General features: G+C 72.5%; 12 protein-coding genes. 9 read left to right on the top strand and 3 right to left on the bottom strand.

Annotated elements, in window-relative coordinates; all coding sequences use genetic code 11:
- Positions 1-15: 15 nt before the first annotated feature.
- A complete protein-coding gene (locus tag QSK10_RS22005) occupies positions 16-2,715 on the top strand; it encodes an ATP-binding protein (protein ID WP_285664815.1) in 2,700 nt (899 codons plus the stop codon).
- Between the two features lie 15 nt (positions 2,716-2,730).
- Here the strand turns inward: QSK10_RS22005 and QSK10_RS22000 are convergent, their stop codons facing one another.
- Together QSK10_RS22000 and QSK10_RS21995 are read right to left on the bottom strand one after the other, a co-directional pair.
- Positions 2,731-3,531, bottom strand: a complete 801-nt coding sequence (locus QSK10_RS22000; protein ID WP_285664813.1) for an SDR family NAD(P)-dependent oxidoreductase — start codon at positions 3,529-3,531, stop codon at positions 2,731-2,733.
- Between the two features lie 26 nt (positions 3,532-3,557).
- Positions 3,558-4,349, bottom strand: coding sequence for an SDR family NAD(P)-dependent oxidoreductase (locus QSK10_RS21995; RefSeq protein ID WP_285664812.1), 792 nt, complete (start codon positions 4,347-4,349; stop codon positions 3,558-3,560).
- A gap of 155 nt (positions 4,350-4,504) precedes the next feature.
- On the opposite strand from QSK10_RS21995, the gene QSK10_RS21990 reads away from it, so the two are divergent.
- The 3 genes from QSK10_RS21990 (at position 4,505) to QSK10_RS21980 (ending at position 6,867) form a co-directional block, all read left to right on the top strand.
- On the top strand, positions 4,505-5,074 hold the full coding sequence (locus QSK10_RS21990) for a TetR/AcrR family transcriptional regulator (protein ID WP_285664810.1): 570 nt from the start codon (positions 4,505-4,507) through the stop codon (positions 5,072-5,074).
- A 194-nt stretch (positions 5,075-5,268) separates the two neighbouring features.
- The gene (locus tag QSK10_RS21985; protein WP_285664809.1) at positions 5,269-6,033 is read left to right on the top strand and encodes a GAF and ANTAR domain-containing protein; all 765 of its coding nucleotides are present in this window, start codon (positions 5,269-5,271) and stop codon (positions 6,031-6,033) included.
- A 72-nt stretch (positions 6,034-6,105) separates the two neighbouring features.
- On the top strand, positions 6,106-6,867 hold the full coding sequence (locus QSK10_RS21980) for a sigma-70 family RNA polymerase sigma factor (RefSeq protein ID WP_285664808.1): 762 nt from the start codon (positions 6,106-6,108) through the stop codon (positions 6,865-6,867).
- Between the two features lie 268 nt (positions 6,868-7,135).
- On the opposite strand, the gene QSK10_RS21975 is transcribed toward QSK10_RS21980, so the two are convergent.
- The gene (locus QSK10_RS21975; protein ID WP_285664806.1) at positions 7,136-11,044 is read right to left on the bottom strand and encodes a CHAT domain-containing protein; all 3,909 of its coding nucleotides are present in this window, start codon (positions 11,042-11,044) and stop codon (positions 7,136-7,138) included.
- Between the two features lie 393 nt (positions 11,045-11,437).
- Between QSK10_RS21975 and QSK10_RS21970 the strand changes: the two genes are divergently transcribed.
- The 5 genes from QSK10_RS21970 (at position 11,438) to QSK10_RS21950 (ending at position 17,735) form a co-directional block, all read left to right on the top strand.
- A complete protein-coding gene (locus QSK10_RS21970; protein WP_285664805.1) occupies positions 11,438-11,956 on the top strand; it encodes a hypothetical protein in 519 nt (172 codons plus the stop codon).
- Positions 11,957-12,085: 129 nt separating this feature from the next.
- Positions 12,086-13,486, top strand: coding sequence for a dihydrolipoyl dehydrogenase (gene lpdA / locus QSK10_RS21965; protein WP_285664804.1), 1,401 nt, complete (start codon positions 12,086-12,088; stop codon positions 13,484-13,486).
- Between the two features lie 139 nt (positions 13,487-13,625).
- A complete protein-coding gene (locus tag QSK10_RS21960) occupies positions 13,626-15,239 on the top strand; it encodes a hypothetical protein (RefSeq protein WP_285664803.1) in 1,614 nt (537 codons plus the stop codon).
- 47 nt (positions 15,240-15,286) lie between these two features.
- Positions 15,287-16,315, top strand: a complete 1,029-nt coding sequence (rsgA, locus tag QSK10_RS21955) for a ribosome small subunit-dependent GTPase A (protein ID WP_285664802.1) — start codon at positions 15,287-15,289, stop codon at positions 16,313-16,315.
- A gap of 214 nt (positions 16,316-16,529) precedes the next feature.
- Positions 16,530-17,735 (top strand): RNA polymerase sigma factor, encoded by a 1,206-nt coding sequence (locus QSK10_RS21950; protein WP_285665398.1) that lies wholly within the window; start codon positions 16,530-16,532, stop codon positions 17,733-17,735.
- The last annotated feature ends 8 nt before the right edge of the window (positions 17,736-17,743 follow it).

The following is a 17,743-nucleotide window of genomic DNA, read 5'->3' as shown; positions in this document are numbered from 1 at the left end:
GGTAGCTTTCGGCGGGTGGCTGGAGTCTCCGAACGCGAAACGGAAGTCCTGGCGGCACTGCGGGACCGGCTCACCAACGCCCAGATCGCCCGCCGCCTGCACATCTCCGTCCGGACCGTCGAAAGCCACGTCTCCTCACTGCTGCGCAAGTACGGCGTGGCCGACCGCCGCGAGCTCGGCGAGCTCGCCCCGGCGAGCCCGCGCGGGGAGTTCGCCGGGCTGCCCGCGCCGCGCACATCCTTCATCGGGCGCGAGGAGGAACGCGAGGCGATCCGGGCCGCGCTGGCGGTGTCGCGCCTGGTCACGGTGACCGGGCCGGGCGGGGTCGGCAAGACGCGGCTGGCGGCGCGCTTCGCCCGCGATCACGGCCTGCCCGGCGGTTACGCCGACCTGGTGCCGGTCGGGGCGGACTTCCTGGTCCAGGCCGTGGCGGCGACACTGGCGGTCACCGAGCACGCGCCGCAGTCCCTTGAGGACGCCGTCATCGCCCACTTCGGGCGGGAACCGGCGCTGCTGGTCCTAGACAACTGCGAGCACCTCCTGGACGCCGCCGCCGGTTTCGCCGACCGGATCCTGTCGGCCTGCCCGGGCGTGCGGATACTGGCCACCAGCCGGGAGCGGCTGGGCGTCCCCGGTGAGCGCGTCGTCCCGCTGGGGCCGCTGCCCTTGGGCTCCGACGCCGAGAGCCTGTTCCGGGACCGGGCCCTGGCCGCCGATCCCGGCTTCCATCACGATCCGGCCGCGGTGACCGCGCTCTGCGCGCGGCTGGACGGGATGCCACTGGCCATCGAGCTGGCCGCCGCCCGCGCCAGCGCGCTCGGCGCCGCCGGGCTGCTGGCGGCCCTGTCGGGCGTCGGCGGGCACTTCCTCCAGCTCCTCGCCGGTGGCCGCGCCGCCGACGAGCGGCACCGCTCGCTGCGCGCGGTCATCGCCTGGAGCCACGACCTGCTCGGCGAGCACGAACGCGCCCTCTTCCGGCGCCTGGCGGTCTTCGCCGGGCGCTTCGACCTCGACGCGGCCGTGGCGGTGGCCGCGCATCCCGACCGGGCCGTCGTCGCCGACATCCTGGGACGCCTGGTCGACAAGAGCCTGGTGGCCCACGAGCGGGCGGCGAACCGGTGGCGGATGCTGGAAACGGTCCGCGCCTACGCCCTCGACGAGCTCGGCGCCGGTCCCGACGCCGCCGAGGTCGCCGACCTGCACCTGACGTGGGCGGCGGGCACCGCCTCGGCGCTGCTGGCCCGTCCGCACGACTCGGACCGGCGCGCGGAGTTCGACATCGTCGCCGACGACCTGCGCGCCGCGCTGGCCGCCGCGCCCGAGGAGCGCGAGGAACGCGCGCACCGCCTGGCGCGCGGGCTCGGGCGGCTCACCTACGCCCGCCGCTTCCTGCACGAGGCCCTCGGGCACTACGTGCGCGCCGCGCGGCTGGCCCCGCTGCGGGAGGAGGCCGTCCACGACCTGCACGGCGCGGCGGCCATCACCCACGCGATCGAGGCGCCCGAGGGCGCCTACCGGCTGCTCCTCGACGCCGCCGCCGAGGCCCGCGAGGCCGGGGACTCCTTCGGCCTCACCGTGACCCTCGCCTGGGCGCTGGTCACCGCCAACCGCTTCCCCGGCGGCTTCCGCGAACGGCCCGAACGCGCCCACCTCGACGCGCTGCGCGCCGAGGCCATCGCCGCGCACGACCCGTCCGACCCCGTCGCCGCCGCCCACCTCGCCGCCGCCACCAGCTGGTCGTCCTTCTGGGACGGCACCGGCCCCGACCGCGCGCTCGCCGAGGCCGCCACCCGCGCCGCCCACGCCATCGGCGACCCGATGCTGGTGAGCACCGGACTGGACGCCCAGTGCGCGGTCTCGGCCGCCGAGGGCCGTATCCGCGACGCCCACCACGACACCCTGGAGCGCCTGGCGGTGCTGTCCACCGCGCCTCGTGAGGACCCGCGCGGCGCCGTGGAGATCGTCGACGTGATCAACACCGCCGCCACCTACGCCCTGGCCGCCGGTGACCTGCCCGCCGCGCTGTCGGTGGCCCGCCGCGCCCTCACCGACGACCTCGTCGGCGACCACACCTACCTCGCGGCGAGCACGCTCGTCCCGCCGCTGGCCCTCGCCGGCGACTACGACGCCGCCCTCGCCCACGCCGAGACGGCCTGGACGCGCTGGATCCACACCGGCCGCCCCGCCAACGGGCCCCTGCGCTCGGCGTTCTCCGCCGCCGCGCTCGCCCACGGGATGCGCGGCGACCTCGACGGGCACCGGCTGTGGCGGGCCCGCGCCGAGGAGGCCAACTACGGGCCGCCGCGGCCCTTCGCCGGGCTCGTCGACGTCCGCGTGGCCGTGCACACCGGCGTCCCCGCCGACCCCTCGGCGCTGGTGGCGGGCCTGCTGGCCACCACGTGGTCGACCCCGGCCAGCTACCTCCTTCCGGCCGCCATCGCCGAGCTCGCCATCGTCGCCGGGCTCCCCGGCGCCGCCGCGCTGCTGGCGCGGGCGGCGCCGATGGCCGTCCTCAGCGACTGGGCCTCGGCCTGCCTGGCCCGCGCCAACGGCCGTCTCAGCGGCGACGCCGGCGAGCTGGAGCGTTCGGTGCGGCTGTGGGAGAAGATCGGCGCGCGCGCCGAGCGGGCGATCACACTGTTGCTGCTGCCCGGCGGGGAGGCCGAGGGGACGGCGGAGCTGCGGGAGATGGGCTGCGCGGTGCCTCGCGGGTGAGGGACCGCCGTGCGCTCAGTCCACGAGCGCGCCGCCGGAGAGGTTCACGATCGTCCCGGTGACGTTGCGGGCCCGGCCGGAGGCCAGGAAGGCGGCCATCTCGGCGATCTCGGCCAGCTCCGGCAGCCGTTTGAGCATGGTGCCCCCGGCCAGGGCCCCGTCGAGGAACTCCGGGACCGACAGGCCGCTCGCGGCGGCCATCGGCGCGAAGAGTTCGCCGGTGTAGGACCCGGCCGCCGGGGCGTCGGCGACGGCGTGCGGGCGGATGCCGACGACGCGCACGCCGGCGGGGGCCAGCTCGGCGGCCAGGACCCGGGTGAAGGCCTCCTTGGCCGCCGCGCTGGCGGCGTGCCCGAGGAGGCCGGGCATGGCGAGCTTGGCGCCCGGCTCCGACAGGGTCAGGATCACCCCGGGACGGTCGCCGCCCATGTGCCGGGCGACGGCCTTGCTGGTGATGAACAGCGAGCGCAGGAACCCGTCGACGGGCCGCATGAACTCCGCGATGGACAGGCCCGCCAGGGTGGTGCCCTGGTCGTGCATGACGCTCACGGCGTTCAGCGCGATGTCGATGCCGCCCGCGGTCGCGGCGACGGCCTCGGCGTGGGCCTCGACGGCGTCGGAGTCGAAGACGTCGACCCGGGCGGTCTCGGCCCGCCCGCCGTGGGCGGTGATCTCGGCGGCGACGGCGTCGAGCGTGGCGATCGTGCGTCCGGCGAGGAAGACCCGCGCGCCGTCCCTGGCGAAGTGGCGTGCCACGGCGCCGCCGATGGCGCCACCGCCGCCGTAGATCACGGCGTTCTTTCCTTCGAGCGGCATGTCCGTTCCTCTTCTCTCTCGGTGGTTCACAGGTGGCGGACCAGGCCGCCGTCGACGAAGAGCTCGGCGCCGGTGGTGTTGTTCGGGGAGGCGGCGAACAGGATCGTGCGGGCGACCTCCTCGGGCGTGGAGATGCGGCCCGTCGGCGCGTCGATGGACTCCATGAGCCGGTCGGCGAACTCCCGGTGCCCCATGCCCTGCCTGCGGGCGAGCTGGGCGATGAAGCCGTCCGGGTCGGTCCACACGCCGGTGCCGACCGGTCCCGGCGAGACGGTCAGCGCGCGCACGCCGCGCGGGGCGAACTGCTCGGAGGTCAGCTTCGTCAGGGCGTTCAGCGCGGCCTTGGCCACGTTGTAGTGGGGTGCCCCGGCGTTGAGGAGGCGCGCGCCCACCGAGGACACGTTCACGATGACGCCGCCGGTCTCCAGCAGGTGCGGCATGGCGGCCCGGCAGACCCGCAGCGCGCTGTAGAAGTGCAGGTCGAAGACGCGGGCCCAGGCGTCCTCGGCCAGGTCGAAGACCCCGGTGAGGGCGCCCTCGGCGAGTTCGGCGTGGTCGCCGAGGCCGACGTTGTTGATGAGCACGTCCACGCCGCCGTACTCGGCGACGGCCGCCTCGACGAGCGCGATCGCGCCCTCGGGGGTGGTCAGGTCGACGGTGACGGCGTGCGCGCCGGTCTCCTTGAGCTCGGGCGTGATGGTGCGCGATCCGCTGACCACGCGGGCGCCCTCGGCGATGAGCAGCCGGACGGTGGCCAGGCCGATGCCCTTGCTGCCGCCGGTGACGATCGCGGTCTTACCGGCGAGTTCGAGGTCCATGACGGGAGGTCTCCTTAGAACACGTGTCGGATGTTCGCCGCCTGAAGCTAGCATGTTAGGGAACGTTCCCTAACATGACCTGGGTCACACGCCCGCCCGCCCTCGCGCCTGCCGCCACACTGAAGGATCATTGACGCCGAGGAGAGGAGGCCCGCGTGCGACGAACCGCGGCGGAGACCCGCGAGCTGATCCTGTCCACCGCCCAGCGGCTCTTCTACGGGCGCGGCATCCAGGCCACCGGCGTCGACCTCATCGCCGCCGAGGCCGGTATCGCGCCGACCTCGCTGTACCGGGCCTTCCCGTCCAAGGACGCCCTCGTCCTCGCCTACCTCGAACACACCGACGCCGCCTACCGCGCCGACTTCGACGCCGCCGTCGCGGCCGCCGGTGAGGACCCCGCCGACCGCGTCCTGGCCGTCTTCGACTTCGCCGCCGCGAGCGTCCGCCTCGACGTCTACCGCGGCTGCGCGTTCCTCATGGCCCTGGCCGAGTTCGGCGACGCCTCGCACGCCGTGCACCGCGCCGCCTTCAACACCAAGGACTGGGTCCGCACCCGCTTCGGCGAGCTCGCCGCCGCCACCGGCCTCCCCGAGCCCGAACGCCTCGCCGACCGGCTCGCCCTGATCCTGGAGGGCGTCTACGCCTCCGCGCAGGCACTGGGCGCCGACGGCCCGGCGGCCCGGGCGCGGGACCTGGCGGCCGACCTGCTGCGTCCCCGGGCCTGATCCGGACCGTCCACCGTGGACTTGGGGGCGCGTCACGACGTCCACAGTGGATGAAATGCGGATCACGAACGGCACGTTCCGAATCGTGCCGAATCACCCCGGTGGCCCTAGACTCGATGTGTCGCCCATGCCCCCGGCGGTCGAACGCGCATGTCCGGTGAACGCCTAGCCGCTTGAGCCCAGGTGATGTGCACATGCCCACCGCACCCGACAATCGATCTACCCGCAGTGCTTCCGATGCCGCCGGCGAACGCCGATGGGACGCCATCGCGACGGCCTTCGCCGAGTTCGCCGACACCCTCGTCGCCGACTTCGACGTCCTCGACTTCCTGCACCAGGTCACCGTCCGCTGCTCCGAGGTCCTCGGCGTCTCGGCCGCCGGCGTCCTGCTCAGCGACCAGCGCGGGAACCTGCGCACCGCCGCCGCTTCGAGCGAGCGCACGCACCTGCTGGAGCTGCTCCAGCTGCAGACCGGCGAGGGGCCCTGCCCGGAGTGCTTCCGCACCGGCGAGCCCGTCGCCGTCCCGAACCTGAAGGCGCCCGCGGCGACCGTCCGCTGGCCGGAGTTCGCCCAGGCGGCCAGCGCCCTCGGCTACGGCTCCGTGCACGCGCTGCCGATGCGGCTGCGCGGCGACGTCATCGGCGCGCTCAACCTCTTCGACACCGAGTACGGCCCGCTGCCCCCGGCCACTCACCGGCTCGGGCAGGCCCTCACCGACGTCGCCACCATCGGGCTCCTCCAGGCCCGCGCCGTCGACGACCGCGTCGTCCTCGCCCGGCAGCTCCGCCACGCCCTCGACAGCCGCGTGGTGATCGAGCAGGCCAAGGGCGTCCTCGCCGAACGCACCGGGCTCGACATGCACGAGTGCTTCGAGCTCCTGCGCTCGGCCGCGCGCAACCGCAACCGGCGCGTCGCCGACCTCGCCAGGGCGATCGTCGACAGCACCGAGACCCGCTGACCCACCGCACAGCCAGGTCGCCCGGACCCCGCGATCACCACCCGCCGCCTCCGACCAAGGGTGTCGATCACCATGTCCTTCCGGTTCGCGCCGACCGTCTCCCTCCTCACCGTCGACGATCAACTACGGACGCTCCACGACCTCCCCACCACCCACCCCGGCCGCGCCCGCCTCCGCGCGCGCATCATCGAGTCCCAGCTCCCCCTCGCCGGCCGCCTCGCCAGGCGCTTCCGCGGCAAGGGCGAACCCGTCGAGGACCTCGTCCAGACCGCCCGCGCCGCCCTCGTCAAAGCCGTCGACGCCTTCGACCCCGGCCACGGCACCCCCTTCGTCGGCTTCGCGATCCCCAACATCGTCGGCTCCCTCAAACACCACTTCCGCGACTTCGCCTGGACCATGAAGGTCCCCCGCTCGACCCAGGAACTCATCGGCGACCTCACCGCCGCCGCCGAAGAACTCACCCACCGCCACGCCCGCCCCCCGACGATCGCCGAACTCGCCACCCACCTGCGCGCCGACCAGTCCGCCGTCCGCGACGCCATGGGCGCCGTCCACGCCTACCACCTCGTCTCCCTAGACGCCCCCAATCCCCGCACCGCCCACGTCGAAACCGGCATCACCGACGAACCCGGCTTCGCCGCCGTCGACGACCACCTCTGGCTCCGCCCCGCCATCATCGGCCTCCCACCCCGCGAACGCCGCATCCTGGTGATGCGCTTCTTCCTCCACATGAGCCAGGCCGAAATCGGCGCCGAGATCGGGGTGTCCCAGATGCAGGTGTCGCGGCTACTGGCCAAGGCGCTGAAGCGGCTGCACACCGCGCTGAGTGGGTGAGGGGGTGGTGTCTTGTTGCCTGCCCGGCCACCCGCCGCCGTGGTCGAGGAACGCCACACGAACGCACTCGCCGCCTATGCTGGTACGTATCCCGAGATCCCCTGAGCATCGCCCACAGACGTCCTTCGGTGGCTCACGGATACTCCAGCCCAGCCTGTCGAGTCACGAAGCCGACGAAGACGAGCCGCTGGTTCGGCTTCATGCCGAGCCCATTGCCCCTGATCTCTCGTGCCTGGCTGGTGGCGATCTGGTCAGTCGCAGCGAGTGGTCAGGGCCCGAAGTGCACGAACCTGGCCCAGTAGGCGGCGTCGCGCGGATTCCTGTCCCGGAGTTCCAAGACGGCGTCGTGCAGTGCGTACGCGCTGACGGACAGGTCGGCGCGCCCATCGTGGATGACCCGCTCATAGAAGCGCTCCGCGATCGCGGCGGCGGCTCCGTCGAAGATCGTCCAAAGGGTGCCTATCACGTGCGGCCACCCGGCGTAGTGCATCGCGGCGGCGACGTTGACGGATTCCTCAAGGCTCACCACGCCCCCGATGGCGGTCTGGCACGCCGAGAGAAATGCGAGGCCACCCGGCCCGCCGCGCGTTCCCGCGAGGTCGTCGGCGCGAACGAGACCTGCCGTCTCCCAGTCGTAGGGCACCAGGCCACCGTCGCTCGGACGCGTCAGATTCTGGACGCCGTGCGAGGCGACGTGCACGATCGCGTTCTCACCGAGACCGGCGATGATCGCCTCGCGGGTCGCGGACACGCCGGTCAACGTGGTGACCGCCTCGGCCCCGAAGCACTCGGTGAACATCCGGTGTTCCCTCGTGACGCCAGGCAGCTCAGCGAGGCCGGGGGTCCTGGGAATCGATACCAGTAGGGCCGAGGGGCGCTGGTCCGGGACCTGCCGCGACCGTGCGTACGCCAAGGCGCGGAGGCTCGGGACGTACGAGGACACAGCCCGGTCGAGCACCGTACGGCCGTCTCCCCGGGGGTGGTACCCGGCGGCGTGGATCGGCAGGAGCGCCAGCGGTCCGGTCGGGCACCACCAGATGCGCGGCGGATTCGTTCGCCCCGGCGTGAAGGCGAGGTGGTCGAGTACCGGTTCGGCGACGTGATCCCACAGCCATTCGAGGACCCGGTTGGCTCGCGTCTCCAACTCCGGGTCGCGCACCGGGCCCGTGTTGCGGCGTAGTGCGTCCAGGTACCGGGTCGTCACCGCGGCGGCCTCGGGCTGCTCGAATGGCAACGGAACCACGGCGATCTCGTCCTCGGTGACGATGAGGGCGTCGCACCGCCAGCGGCTCATGTTGAGGATCACGACCGGGCCGGTACCGGGAGGTGGCATCAGCGGCTCAAGACGCGGGGATCCCATGAACTCGGCCGGGTGCGGGAACGCCTCGGTCGCCGGGAGGGCGCGGATCTCGGCCACCAGTTCGTCCAGACGGCGCGCGGTGGAGCTCCCGGTCCGCTGCGTGTGCCGCGTCAGTCCCGAGTCGGGGTTCGTCTGGCGGTCGACGGAGTCCAAGGCGGTGAGGCAGCGTTCCAGTTCGGCCGCGATGTCCGGGTACGCCTCGTGCAGCGCGCCACGGTCGGAGCGCCGATCGAGCAGCTGGCCCCAGATCACACCCCGGCCGTGTTCCAGCAGCCGCACCGCCTCGGGCAGGTCGCCGACGCCGATGGCGCAGGCGGCGGCGTCCATCGCGAGGATCGGAACCTCCGCGTCCAGCAGATGCCGTTGATCGCGGCGCTCAAGGTCGCGGCGGGCGAGGCGTGGAAGAAGCTCGACGGCGGTTCGCAGCAGTGGCAAAGCTGCGCTCTCGGCTCCCTCGTGGACGAGCATTCTGGCGGCGATGTAGGCCGCCTTGACACGCAACGGGGCCGCCCCAGCGGGGACGGCTGACGCCTCCGTCAACATCGCGATGGTCTCCGGCGGGAAAGCCTCGCCGTCGGCGATTTCGGAGCGTTCGCTGAGCGCCGTGGCCAGCGCCCAGCAGGCATTGGTGCGGTACGGGCTGTCGTCCGGTAGCTCAGTCAGAGCCTTTCGCGCGGACAGTACGACCTCATCCAGGTCACCGGGATCGTGTGTCACGGTGACTCGGTTGCGCAACGTGTGCGCGAGGTTCACGAGCATCACGGCGTGGAGTGGATCGTCGTCGGGTGTGGCCTCGACCGCTGCCCTGGCCGAACTGACGGCTTCGTCGAGGTCCGCTCCGCCTCCGCTTCGATGGAATCGGAGTAGGAGTGCGTCGCCGAGGGTGGTGTACCTCGACGCGAGGTACGAGTGCGCGGGCGACGTGAGGTCGACCGCCTGCCGGGCTCGGGCGATGGCGGTGTCGAGAACACCGGGTGTTGCGTATCGTCGGTGTTGTTCGATCTGGACGGAGGCGAGTACGTCCAAACGCTGAGCGCGGCTCGGGTGCGCGGCGGGCGTCCGGTTCAGCGCTTCCTCGACCGCGGCGAGGGCCTGGTCCAGGTCGCGGGTGGTTCCGGTGAACGTGTATCTCGTACGCAGCGCGACCGCCAGGTTGGCGAGAACGCGCGCCTGGTCCGGGCCGCCTTCGGTCGCGCTTCGCAGGGCATCCCGAGCGACCTCGATGGACGTGTCGATCCGTTCCACGTCCCCGGTCCAGAAAGCCATTCGGTACAGGGCCAGGGCGAGGTTGCCCAGTGTGGCGACCCGGTGGAAATCGGTGACGGCGAGGACGTCGACCGCCCGCCGGAGCAGAGCCGTCGCGGCTTCGAGACCCGCGAGGTCACCATTGCGTTCGGCGAGCGTGCGCAGGATGTCACCGGCGTTCGACAGGATCAGGCCGGATTTCTCGCCGCCGGGTGGCATCGTGGCGACGGTGGCGCGGGCGAGATCGACGGCCTCGGCGAGGTCGTGATCATCCGAGGTGACCCGGTGCCGGGTGACCAGGAAACTGGCGAGGCCGGCCTTTCGGGAGATGAGCGAGGACGATTCGGCCGAAGTCGAGGCGATCGCCTTCCGCGTCTCCTCAACGGCTTGATCCAGGTCACCGAGATCGCCGGTGATGCCGTGCCGGGTCCAGAGCGCGTTACCGAGTACGGCGGCGAAAGTCGCCTCATCGTTGCGGGACGCACCGGAGTCGATGCCCGCACGGAGTACCCGGATGCTCTCGTCGACATCGGTCAGCGTCCCGTTCCGCGACGCCCTGACCTGGAGCGCCTCGGCCAGCAACGGCAGCGCCGACTCAGCGCGCGAGTGGTCGCCGGAAGGCGTGTTGGCCACCACGCGCCACATGTCGATGGCGGAGTCGAGCGCGGTACCGTCGCTGGAGCCGGCGTACCGGAACCAGTACATGTAGCCCAGGTTGTACTGGTACGCAACGCCATCGGGGGCGCCGGGTGGAGTGCGGTCCAGCGCCAGGTGCCACCCCGTGATCGCGGCGTCGATGTCTCCGGCGTTCCGTGTGGCCGCCGCTCTCAGATGCAGGCCCAGGCCGAGATCGGTTAGGTACGACTGGAGTTTCGGGTCGTCCGGGGACGCGGTGTTCACGGCGGCGCGAGTGTGGATGACGGCCTGGTCGAGGGGTGCGGGGTCGCCGAGCACGATGTGCCGCCCGAACTCGGCGAGGCCGAGTCGCCACAACCGGAAGGCACGGGCGGGATCGGATGTGGCGGCCTTGTCGAGCCAGATCTTCCCGACCGCGACGGCTTCGTCGAGGTCTTCGATGTCACGGGTACGTTCGGCGCGAGCCCCCAGAACCTCGGCCAGGCTCGCGACTTCGGCCAGGCCGCCGGAGTCAGCGGAAACGGTCGCCCGCAGGATCGCGGCGGCCAGGTTCAGAGCGGCCGGATCCCGGGAGTCGATCGCGTTGTCGCGCATCTCGTCGAGCCGCTCCGGAGCCGTCCTCGGTACCCGGGCATCGGTCTTGACGAGTGTCCGGAGCTCGGCCGGGATCGCCTCGGGCGCTATCGGCCCGATGGTGGCGAAGAGGGCGGCGGCGGTGCGTACGGTCTCTGATCGCCGCTGATTCTCGGCTGACGGCGCGCCTTGGATGAAATACAGCGTGGCGATCGCGATGCAGGCGCCGAGTGCCTGACCGGGTTCGGTGATGCGCCGCTGCCGCAACTCCTCGGCGATGCCCATGGCCCGCTCATCGGATAACCGCTCCGGACTCCCCGCGAGCAGGGCGTCGATGTGCTGGGACAACTGCTCGATCAGCACCGGAACCGACCGCATCGGCGCCCCTTCCGTCGGTGTCACTCAAGGTTAGAGTCTCGCGGCCCCGCACCGCCTCCTTCACCATTCGGTTCAGCTCGAACGAAGGTTCGTTCAGGGCTGAACGCTTCCCGCCGCGAACGCGGGTGTGACGCCCGGGCGGCTTCACGCCGGTGGTGGTGCGGCATGGGGCGATTAGCATGAATTCATGTCCCATGCCCCTGAGGAACCACCCCCGGACCCCGCCGGCGCCGAGCCCTCCGCATCGGACCGGGCGAAGCCGCCCCCGGACGCGTCCTGGCTGGTGACCGAGGAGATTCGCGGCAGCGGCTTCGAAGAGGCTCCGATCCCACTCAACCGGCCGCCGGATCCACGTTCAGGCGACATCGGGCCCGTCGAGTGAGCGATTCGGGGCAGGGAGCGGCCTACACCGAGTACATCGCCGACCAGCTCGCCGCCGAACACGCACGACGCGTCAGCTTGCAGGGAAGAGCGCAGTGGCTCCTCAGTTCCTCGACCACTCTGCTGACGTTGATGACCGCCGTCGTCGTGTTCCTCCAATTCTCCGGACCGCGCCGGATCCCCGGGTGGCTCCAAGCCGGGTACTTCATCGCGGTGACGGCACTGATCGTCGCCGTCACCGCCGGAATCTGGGCCGGACGCGCCTACCGGTACCGGGTCGCCGACGAGTCGACCTTGTCCGCCATGCTCGACACCCACTGGGGCGACGACCAGGTCGACTCCCGCAACATCGTCGCGAGGCTGCGAGTCGCCGAGATCACCTCCCTGCGGCACGGCAACAACCTGATGGCGCGTTGGGCCCTGGCGGGTCAGCTCGCGCAACTCGTCTTCGTCATCCTCTTCGTGCTCTGCGCCCTGTTCACGGTCACGCTCACCGACATCGCCGGTACCGCCTGACCGCCACGCTTCCTCCGGCCAGGTTGTCCTGCACGTCTCACCCGTCACACTCCCCGGTACCCGCCCCCGGTGTGCGAATACCATCGCGGACAGGTCTACCGGCCATCCAACGATCGGGAGTGCATTTCGATGAGCAACCACTTCGACGTAGTCGTCCTCGGCGCCGGGGTCGGCGGGTACGTCGCCGCGATCCGGGCGCGGCAGCTCGGACTGACCGCCGCCGTGGTCGAGGAGCGCCACTGGGGCGGTGTGTGCCTCAACGTCGGCTGCATCCCGTCGAAGGCGCTCCTTCGCAACGCCGAACTGGCCCACATCGTCACCAAGGAGGCCGACTTCTTCGGCCTGGGCATCGAGGGCACCCCCAAGCCCGACTTCGGCAAGGCCTGGACCCGCTCCCGCAAGGTCGTCGACGGCCGCGTCAAGGGCGTCCACTACCTGATGAAGAAGAACGGCATCACCGAGTTCGACGGGCGTGGCGTGTTCACCAGCCCGAACGAGCTGGTGGTGAACAAGGCCGACGGGACCACCGAGACGGTCACGTTCGGGCACGCCGTCATCGCCACCGGCGCGACCACGCGTCTGCTGCCGGGCACGCAGGTCACCGACAAGGTCGTGACCTACGAGCAGCAGATCCTCAGCGACGAGCTGCCCGAGTCGATCATCATCGCGGGCGCGGGCGCGATCGGCGTCGAGTTCGCCTACATCCTCAGCAACTACGGCGTGAAGGTCACCATCGTCGAGTTCGCCGACCGGATGGTGCCCCTGGAGGACGCCGAGGTCTCCGCCGAGCTGGCCAAGCGCTACAAGAAGTACGGCATCGACGTGCGGCTGGCCACGCGTGTCGACGGCATCGCCGAGACCGCCACGGGCGTGCAGGTCACCGTCTCCAAGGACGGCAAGTCCGAGGTGCTGGAGGCCGCGAAGGTGCTGCAGGCCATCGGCTTCCAGCCGCGCGTCGAGGGCTACGGCCTCGACAAGACCGGTGTGAAGCTGACCGAGCGCGGCGCCATCGAGATCGACGGACGCGGGCGCACCAACGTCCCGCACATCTTCGCCATCGGCGACGTGACCGCCAAGCTGATGCTGGCCCACACCGCCGAGGCCATGGGCGTCGTCGCCGCCGAGACCATCGGTGGCGCCGAGACCATGGAGCTCGACTACGTCATGATCCCGCGCGCCACCTACTGCCAGCCGCAGATCGCCTCCTTCGGCTGGACCGAGGAGCAGGCGCGGGCCAAGGGCTACGACGTGAAGGTGTCGAAGTTCCCGTTCTCGGCCAACGGCAAGGCCCACGGCGTCGGCGAGACCGGCGGTTTCGTGAAGGTCCTCTCCGACGCCAAGTACGGCGAGCTGCTCGGCGCGCACATGATCGGCCCGGACGTCACCGAGCTGCTCCCGCAGCTGACCCTGGCGCAGCAGTGGGACCTCACCGTCAACGAGGTCGCCCGCAACGTGCACGCCCACCCGACCCTGGGCGAGGCGGTCAAGGAGGCCATCCACGGCCTCGCCGGTCACATGATCAACATGTAGCCGACAGCGCATCGGGACGGCCGTCGCGCATCGGGCGCGGCGGCCGTCGTCGTTTCGCCCGTTCGCGCATTCCGTGTTTCCCGCAAGGACGGGACCGTTCGTATGGCGGGGCAGCCGCGGCCCCCGCTGTACTCGAAGCATGCGCGACATCACGGTGGACAAGGCCGAGGCCGCCGGACCGGCGCCGCTCCCGCTCCGGGAGGGCGAGCGGCCGGAGGGCCCGCTGCTGGCGCCGCCGACGGCGCTGCGGTTACTGGGGCTCCAGCGCTTCGCGGGCAACCAGGCGGTGGCGCGGACGCTTCAGCGCGACGCCGGGCCCGCCGCGGCCTCGCCGCTGGACGCGCGGCTGCGCGCCGCCCTCGCCCGCGTCGACCGGGTCATCGCCGAGTCGCGTGCGCTGCCGCCGGGTGCCGAGCGGCAGGTGGGGCCGCTCATCGCGCGGGCCATGCCGATGCGGGGGTTGCTTGAGGGTGCCCTCGCCTCGGGCGATGACGCCCTCAAGCGGCGGATCGCCGAGGCCTTCGACGCGCGGACGACCGCGCCGGCCGAGGCGTTCCTGCGCTCGCGGCTGGCCGGACGCGGTGGTGGCGGGGGCGCACCGGTGCAGCGGCTGGCGAGCGTCCAGCGGCTGGTGGGGCCGATGCCGCCGATGCTGCCACCGCTGCTGGAGACCGGTGAGGCGCTGTGGCCGCTGGTGATGGAGGCCCTCGAAGGGCTGGCGCTGGCGATCGACTGGCCGCTGGTGCTGGCGGTGCTGATCATCCTGCTGATCGTGGTCGCGTTCGTCGGCGTGCAGGACGGCTGGTGGAACCCCTCCCCCGCGCCCGCTCCGGCGCCGCCGACCGATACCGGCACTCCGCCCGCGCCCGCCCCGGGCCCGGCACCCGCACCGAGTCCGGCGCCACCGGCTCCCGCGCCGTCCCCGAGCCCGGCTCCCGCACCCGCCCCTGCTCCCGCGCCTGCCCCGGCACCCGCTCCCGCACCGGGTCCGGGACCGATGCCCGCTCCCACGCCGGTGCCCGTGCCGGTGCCGGTGCCCGTCCCCGGGCCGATCCCCGTCCCGGCGCCCGCGCCGACCCCGTCGCCGCCCGTCCCGCCGCCGCCGATCGTGCAGCTCGTACTGCCCCCGCAGAAGAGCGGGCTGGAGCAGATCGCGCACTACGGCAGCTTCCTGGGCCTGCTCAAGCACGACCCGGCCTATACGCGCCCGGCCACCGCGCAGGCCTCGGTGTGGGACCAGGGTGTGCGCCCCGGCGGGTCCAGCACCAGCCAGCAGGGCGGCATGAACCTGCGGACGTTCCGGCGCGGCCTGACCGCGCTGGGCCTGCCGCGCGACACGAACCCGACGTCGACCGACCCGGTCGTGACGCTGCTGTACCGCCCCAACTGGGACCGGCACGGCAACCGCATCGGGCGTTTCGAAGTCGACCACATCGTCGAGCTCCAGGCCGCGGTGGCCTCGGCGACGGCTGCGGCCGACGAGGCGATCTTCGACTCGTTCCTCAACTACGAGCTGCTCGACCGCGCCTCCAACGGCCTCGCCGGGAACCTGCTGCGCACCAACATCCAGGCCGAGCGGCAGCGGCTGGCGGCGATGTACGGACCGGCGTTCCTGACCATGGTCCTGCACTTCCAGCTGATCATCCCCACGCCGCCGCCGACCGGTGAGCGCTGGAGTTCGGCCGAGATCGAGGCCGGTGAGCACATCCGGGTCCTGGAGGCCACCACGCGCCACCGCATGCCGCGGCCGTGACATCGGTGTAGTCTCGCGCGCCGGAACCCGATGCGAGGAGAACGAGCGTGACGCAGTCCCTGACCCGTGCCCTGGCGACACTCGGCTGGAAGGAGGGCGACCCCGGATTCTGGACCGGCGGCGAACGCCCCGGCCGCGTGTCGATCATGCACGGCTCGGCCGCCGAGGTGATCTGGTTCCCCGGCGACGAGGAGGCCGAGACGACCGTCTTCGAGCTGCGCCGGGACCTGAACCTGCGGCCCGTCGCCGGTGACTGGGTCGCCATCGAGGACGGCGACCTCACGCGCGTCGCCGAGCGGCGCACCACCCTCAAGCGGCCCGACCCCAACGGCAAGGACGTGCAGGTCATGGCCGCCGGGATCGACACGGTCCTCATCGTGTTGCCGGTCGACCTGGGCCTCAACCCGAAGAACCTGGAGCGCCTGGCGATCATGGCCTGGGACAGCGGCGCCGACCCGCTGGTCGTGCTCACCAAGGCCGACGCGGCCGAGAGCCCCGAGGAGGCCGTCGCCGAGGCCGAGGCGGCCGCGCCGGGCGTCCCGGTGCTGCTGACCAGCTCCGCCGACGGGCGCGGCCTCGACGAGCTGCGGGCCCGCATGGGCGCCGGGACCACCACGACGATGCTGGGCGCGTCCGGCGCGGGCAAGACCTCGCTGCTGAACGCGCTGGAAGGGCACACCGAGGCCGTCGCGCACGTCAGCCGCGACGGGCAGGGCCGCCACACCACCACAACCCGCAAGCTGTACCGGCTGGCCAGCGGCGGCGTCCTGCTGGACCTGCCCGGCATCCGCTCGCTGGACCTGCTCGTCGACGACGAGGCGCTCGGCGAGACCTTCGCCGACATCACCGCGCTGGCCGCGTCCTGCCGCTTCGCCGACTGCTCCCACGAGGGCGACCAGGGCTGCGCCGTCGAGGCGGCCGTCGCCGCCGGGACGCTGCCCGAGCGGCGCCTGGCGAGCTGGCGGGCGATCCGCCGCGAGATGGCCTACCAGGCCCGCCGCAACGACCCGGCCGCGATGGCCGCCGAGCGGCAGAAGTGGAAGCAGCTGTCCAAGAGCACCCGCAAGCCGCGATAGGCGACGGGCCGGGCCGGTGGTCTCCGGCCCGGCCCCTCGTGTGGAGCGCCCGCGCGGGGTCAGGCGACAGAACATCGCGCGGGCGCCGGACCGGTCTTGGCCCCGAGGCTGCCAGGCGCGGCCACCGGCCACCACCGGCACGGCGAGGGCGATGTACCAGGACACACCCGCCCGTGATGGACTGCCGGGGACGAGAGGAGCCCCGGTGGCCGCCATCGAAACCCTCATGCGCGAGGCCGCGCCGCAGGCGCTCGGCGCGCTCATCCGCCGCTACGGGCGCTTCGACGCCTGCGAGGACGCCGTCCAGGAGGCCCTGCTCGCCGCCGCGCAGCAGTGGCCGGCCGAGGGCGTCCCGGACAACCCGCGCGCGTGGCTGATCACCGTCGCCTCCCGCCGCCTCACCGACCAGTGGCGCAGCGAGGACGCCCGCCGCAAGCGCGAGACGACCGTCGCGCTCCAGGAGGACCGGCACCTGCCCGGGCCCGGCGAGGAGCAGGTCTCCGATCGGGACGACACGCTCACGCTGCTGTTCCTGTGCTGCCACCCGTCGCTGTCACCGTCCTCGCAGATCGCGCTGACGCTGCGCGCGGTCGGCGGCCTGACCACCGCCGAGATCGCCGCGGCGTTCCTGGTCCCGGAGTCGACGATGGGGCAGCGCATCAGCCGCGCGAAGAAGTCCATCAAGACCAGCGGCACCGGCTTCCACATGCCGCCCATCGAGGAGAGCCGCAAGTCCCTCGCGGTGGTCCTGCACGTCCTCTACCTGATCTTCAATGAGGGCTACACCGCCACCTCCGGCGAGGACCTCCAGCGGCTCGACCTCGCCGACGAGGCGATGCGCCTGACCCGCATGGTCCGCCGCCTGCGGCCCGAGGACGGCGAGGTCGCCGGGCTGCTGGCGCTGATGCTGCTCACCGACTCCCGCCGCGCGGCCCGCACGACGCCCGACGGCGGGCTCGTCCCGCTCGCCGGTCAGGACCGCTCCCGCTGGAACCGGGCGCGCATCGACGAGGGCGTCGCGCTCATCACCGACTCGCTGTCGCGCACCACCGTCGGCCCCTACCAGCTCCAGGCCGCGATCTCGGCCGTGCACGCCGAGGCGCCCACCGCCGCCGAAACCGACTGGCCGCAGATCCTGGCCCTCTACGACCTGCTGGACCGCGTCCAGCCCGGCCCGATGGTCTCGCTGAACCGCGCGGTCGCCGTCGCCATGGTCGAGGGCCCCGACGCCGGGCTGGCGCTGCTGCCCGCGCTGGAGAAGGGGCTGGACGGCAGTCACCGCCTCGATGCCGTCCGCGCGCACCTGCTGGAGATGAAGGGCGAGCGCGAGGCCGCGCGGGAGGCGTATCTGCTGGCGGCCGAGCGCACCGCCTCGGCCCCCGAGCGCCGGTATCTGGAGGAGAAGGCCGCCGGGCTCTAGCTACTCCA

The organism is Actinorhabdospora filicis, from assembly GCF_030269765.1.
Lineage (GTDB): Bacteria > Actinomycetota > Actinomycetes > Mycobacteriales > Micromonosporaceae > Actinorhabdospora > Actinorhabdospora filicis.
The sequence above is the reverse complement of the archived record's forward strand: the minus strand, read 5'-3'. Positions and strand labels throughout refer to the sequence as shown.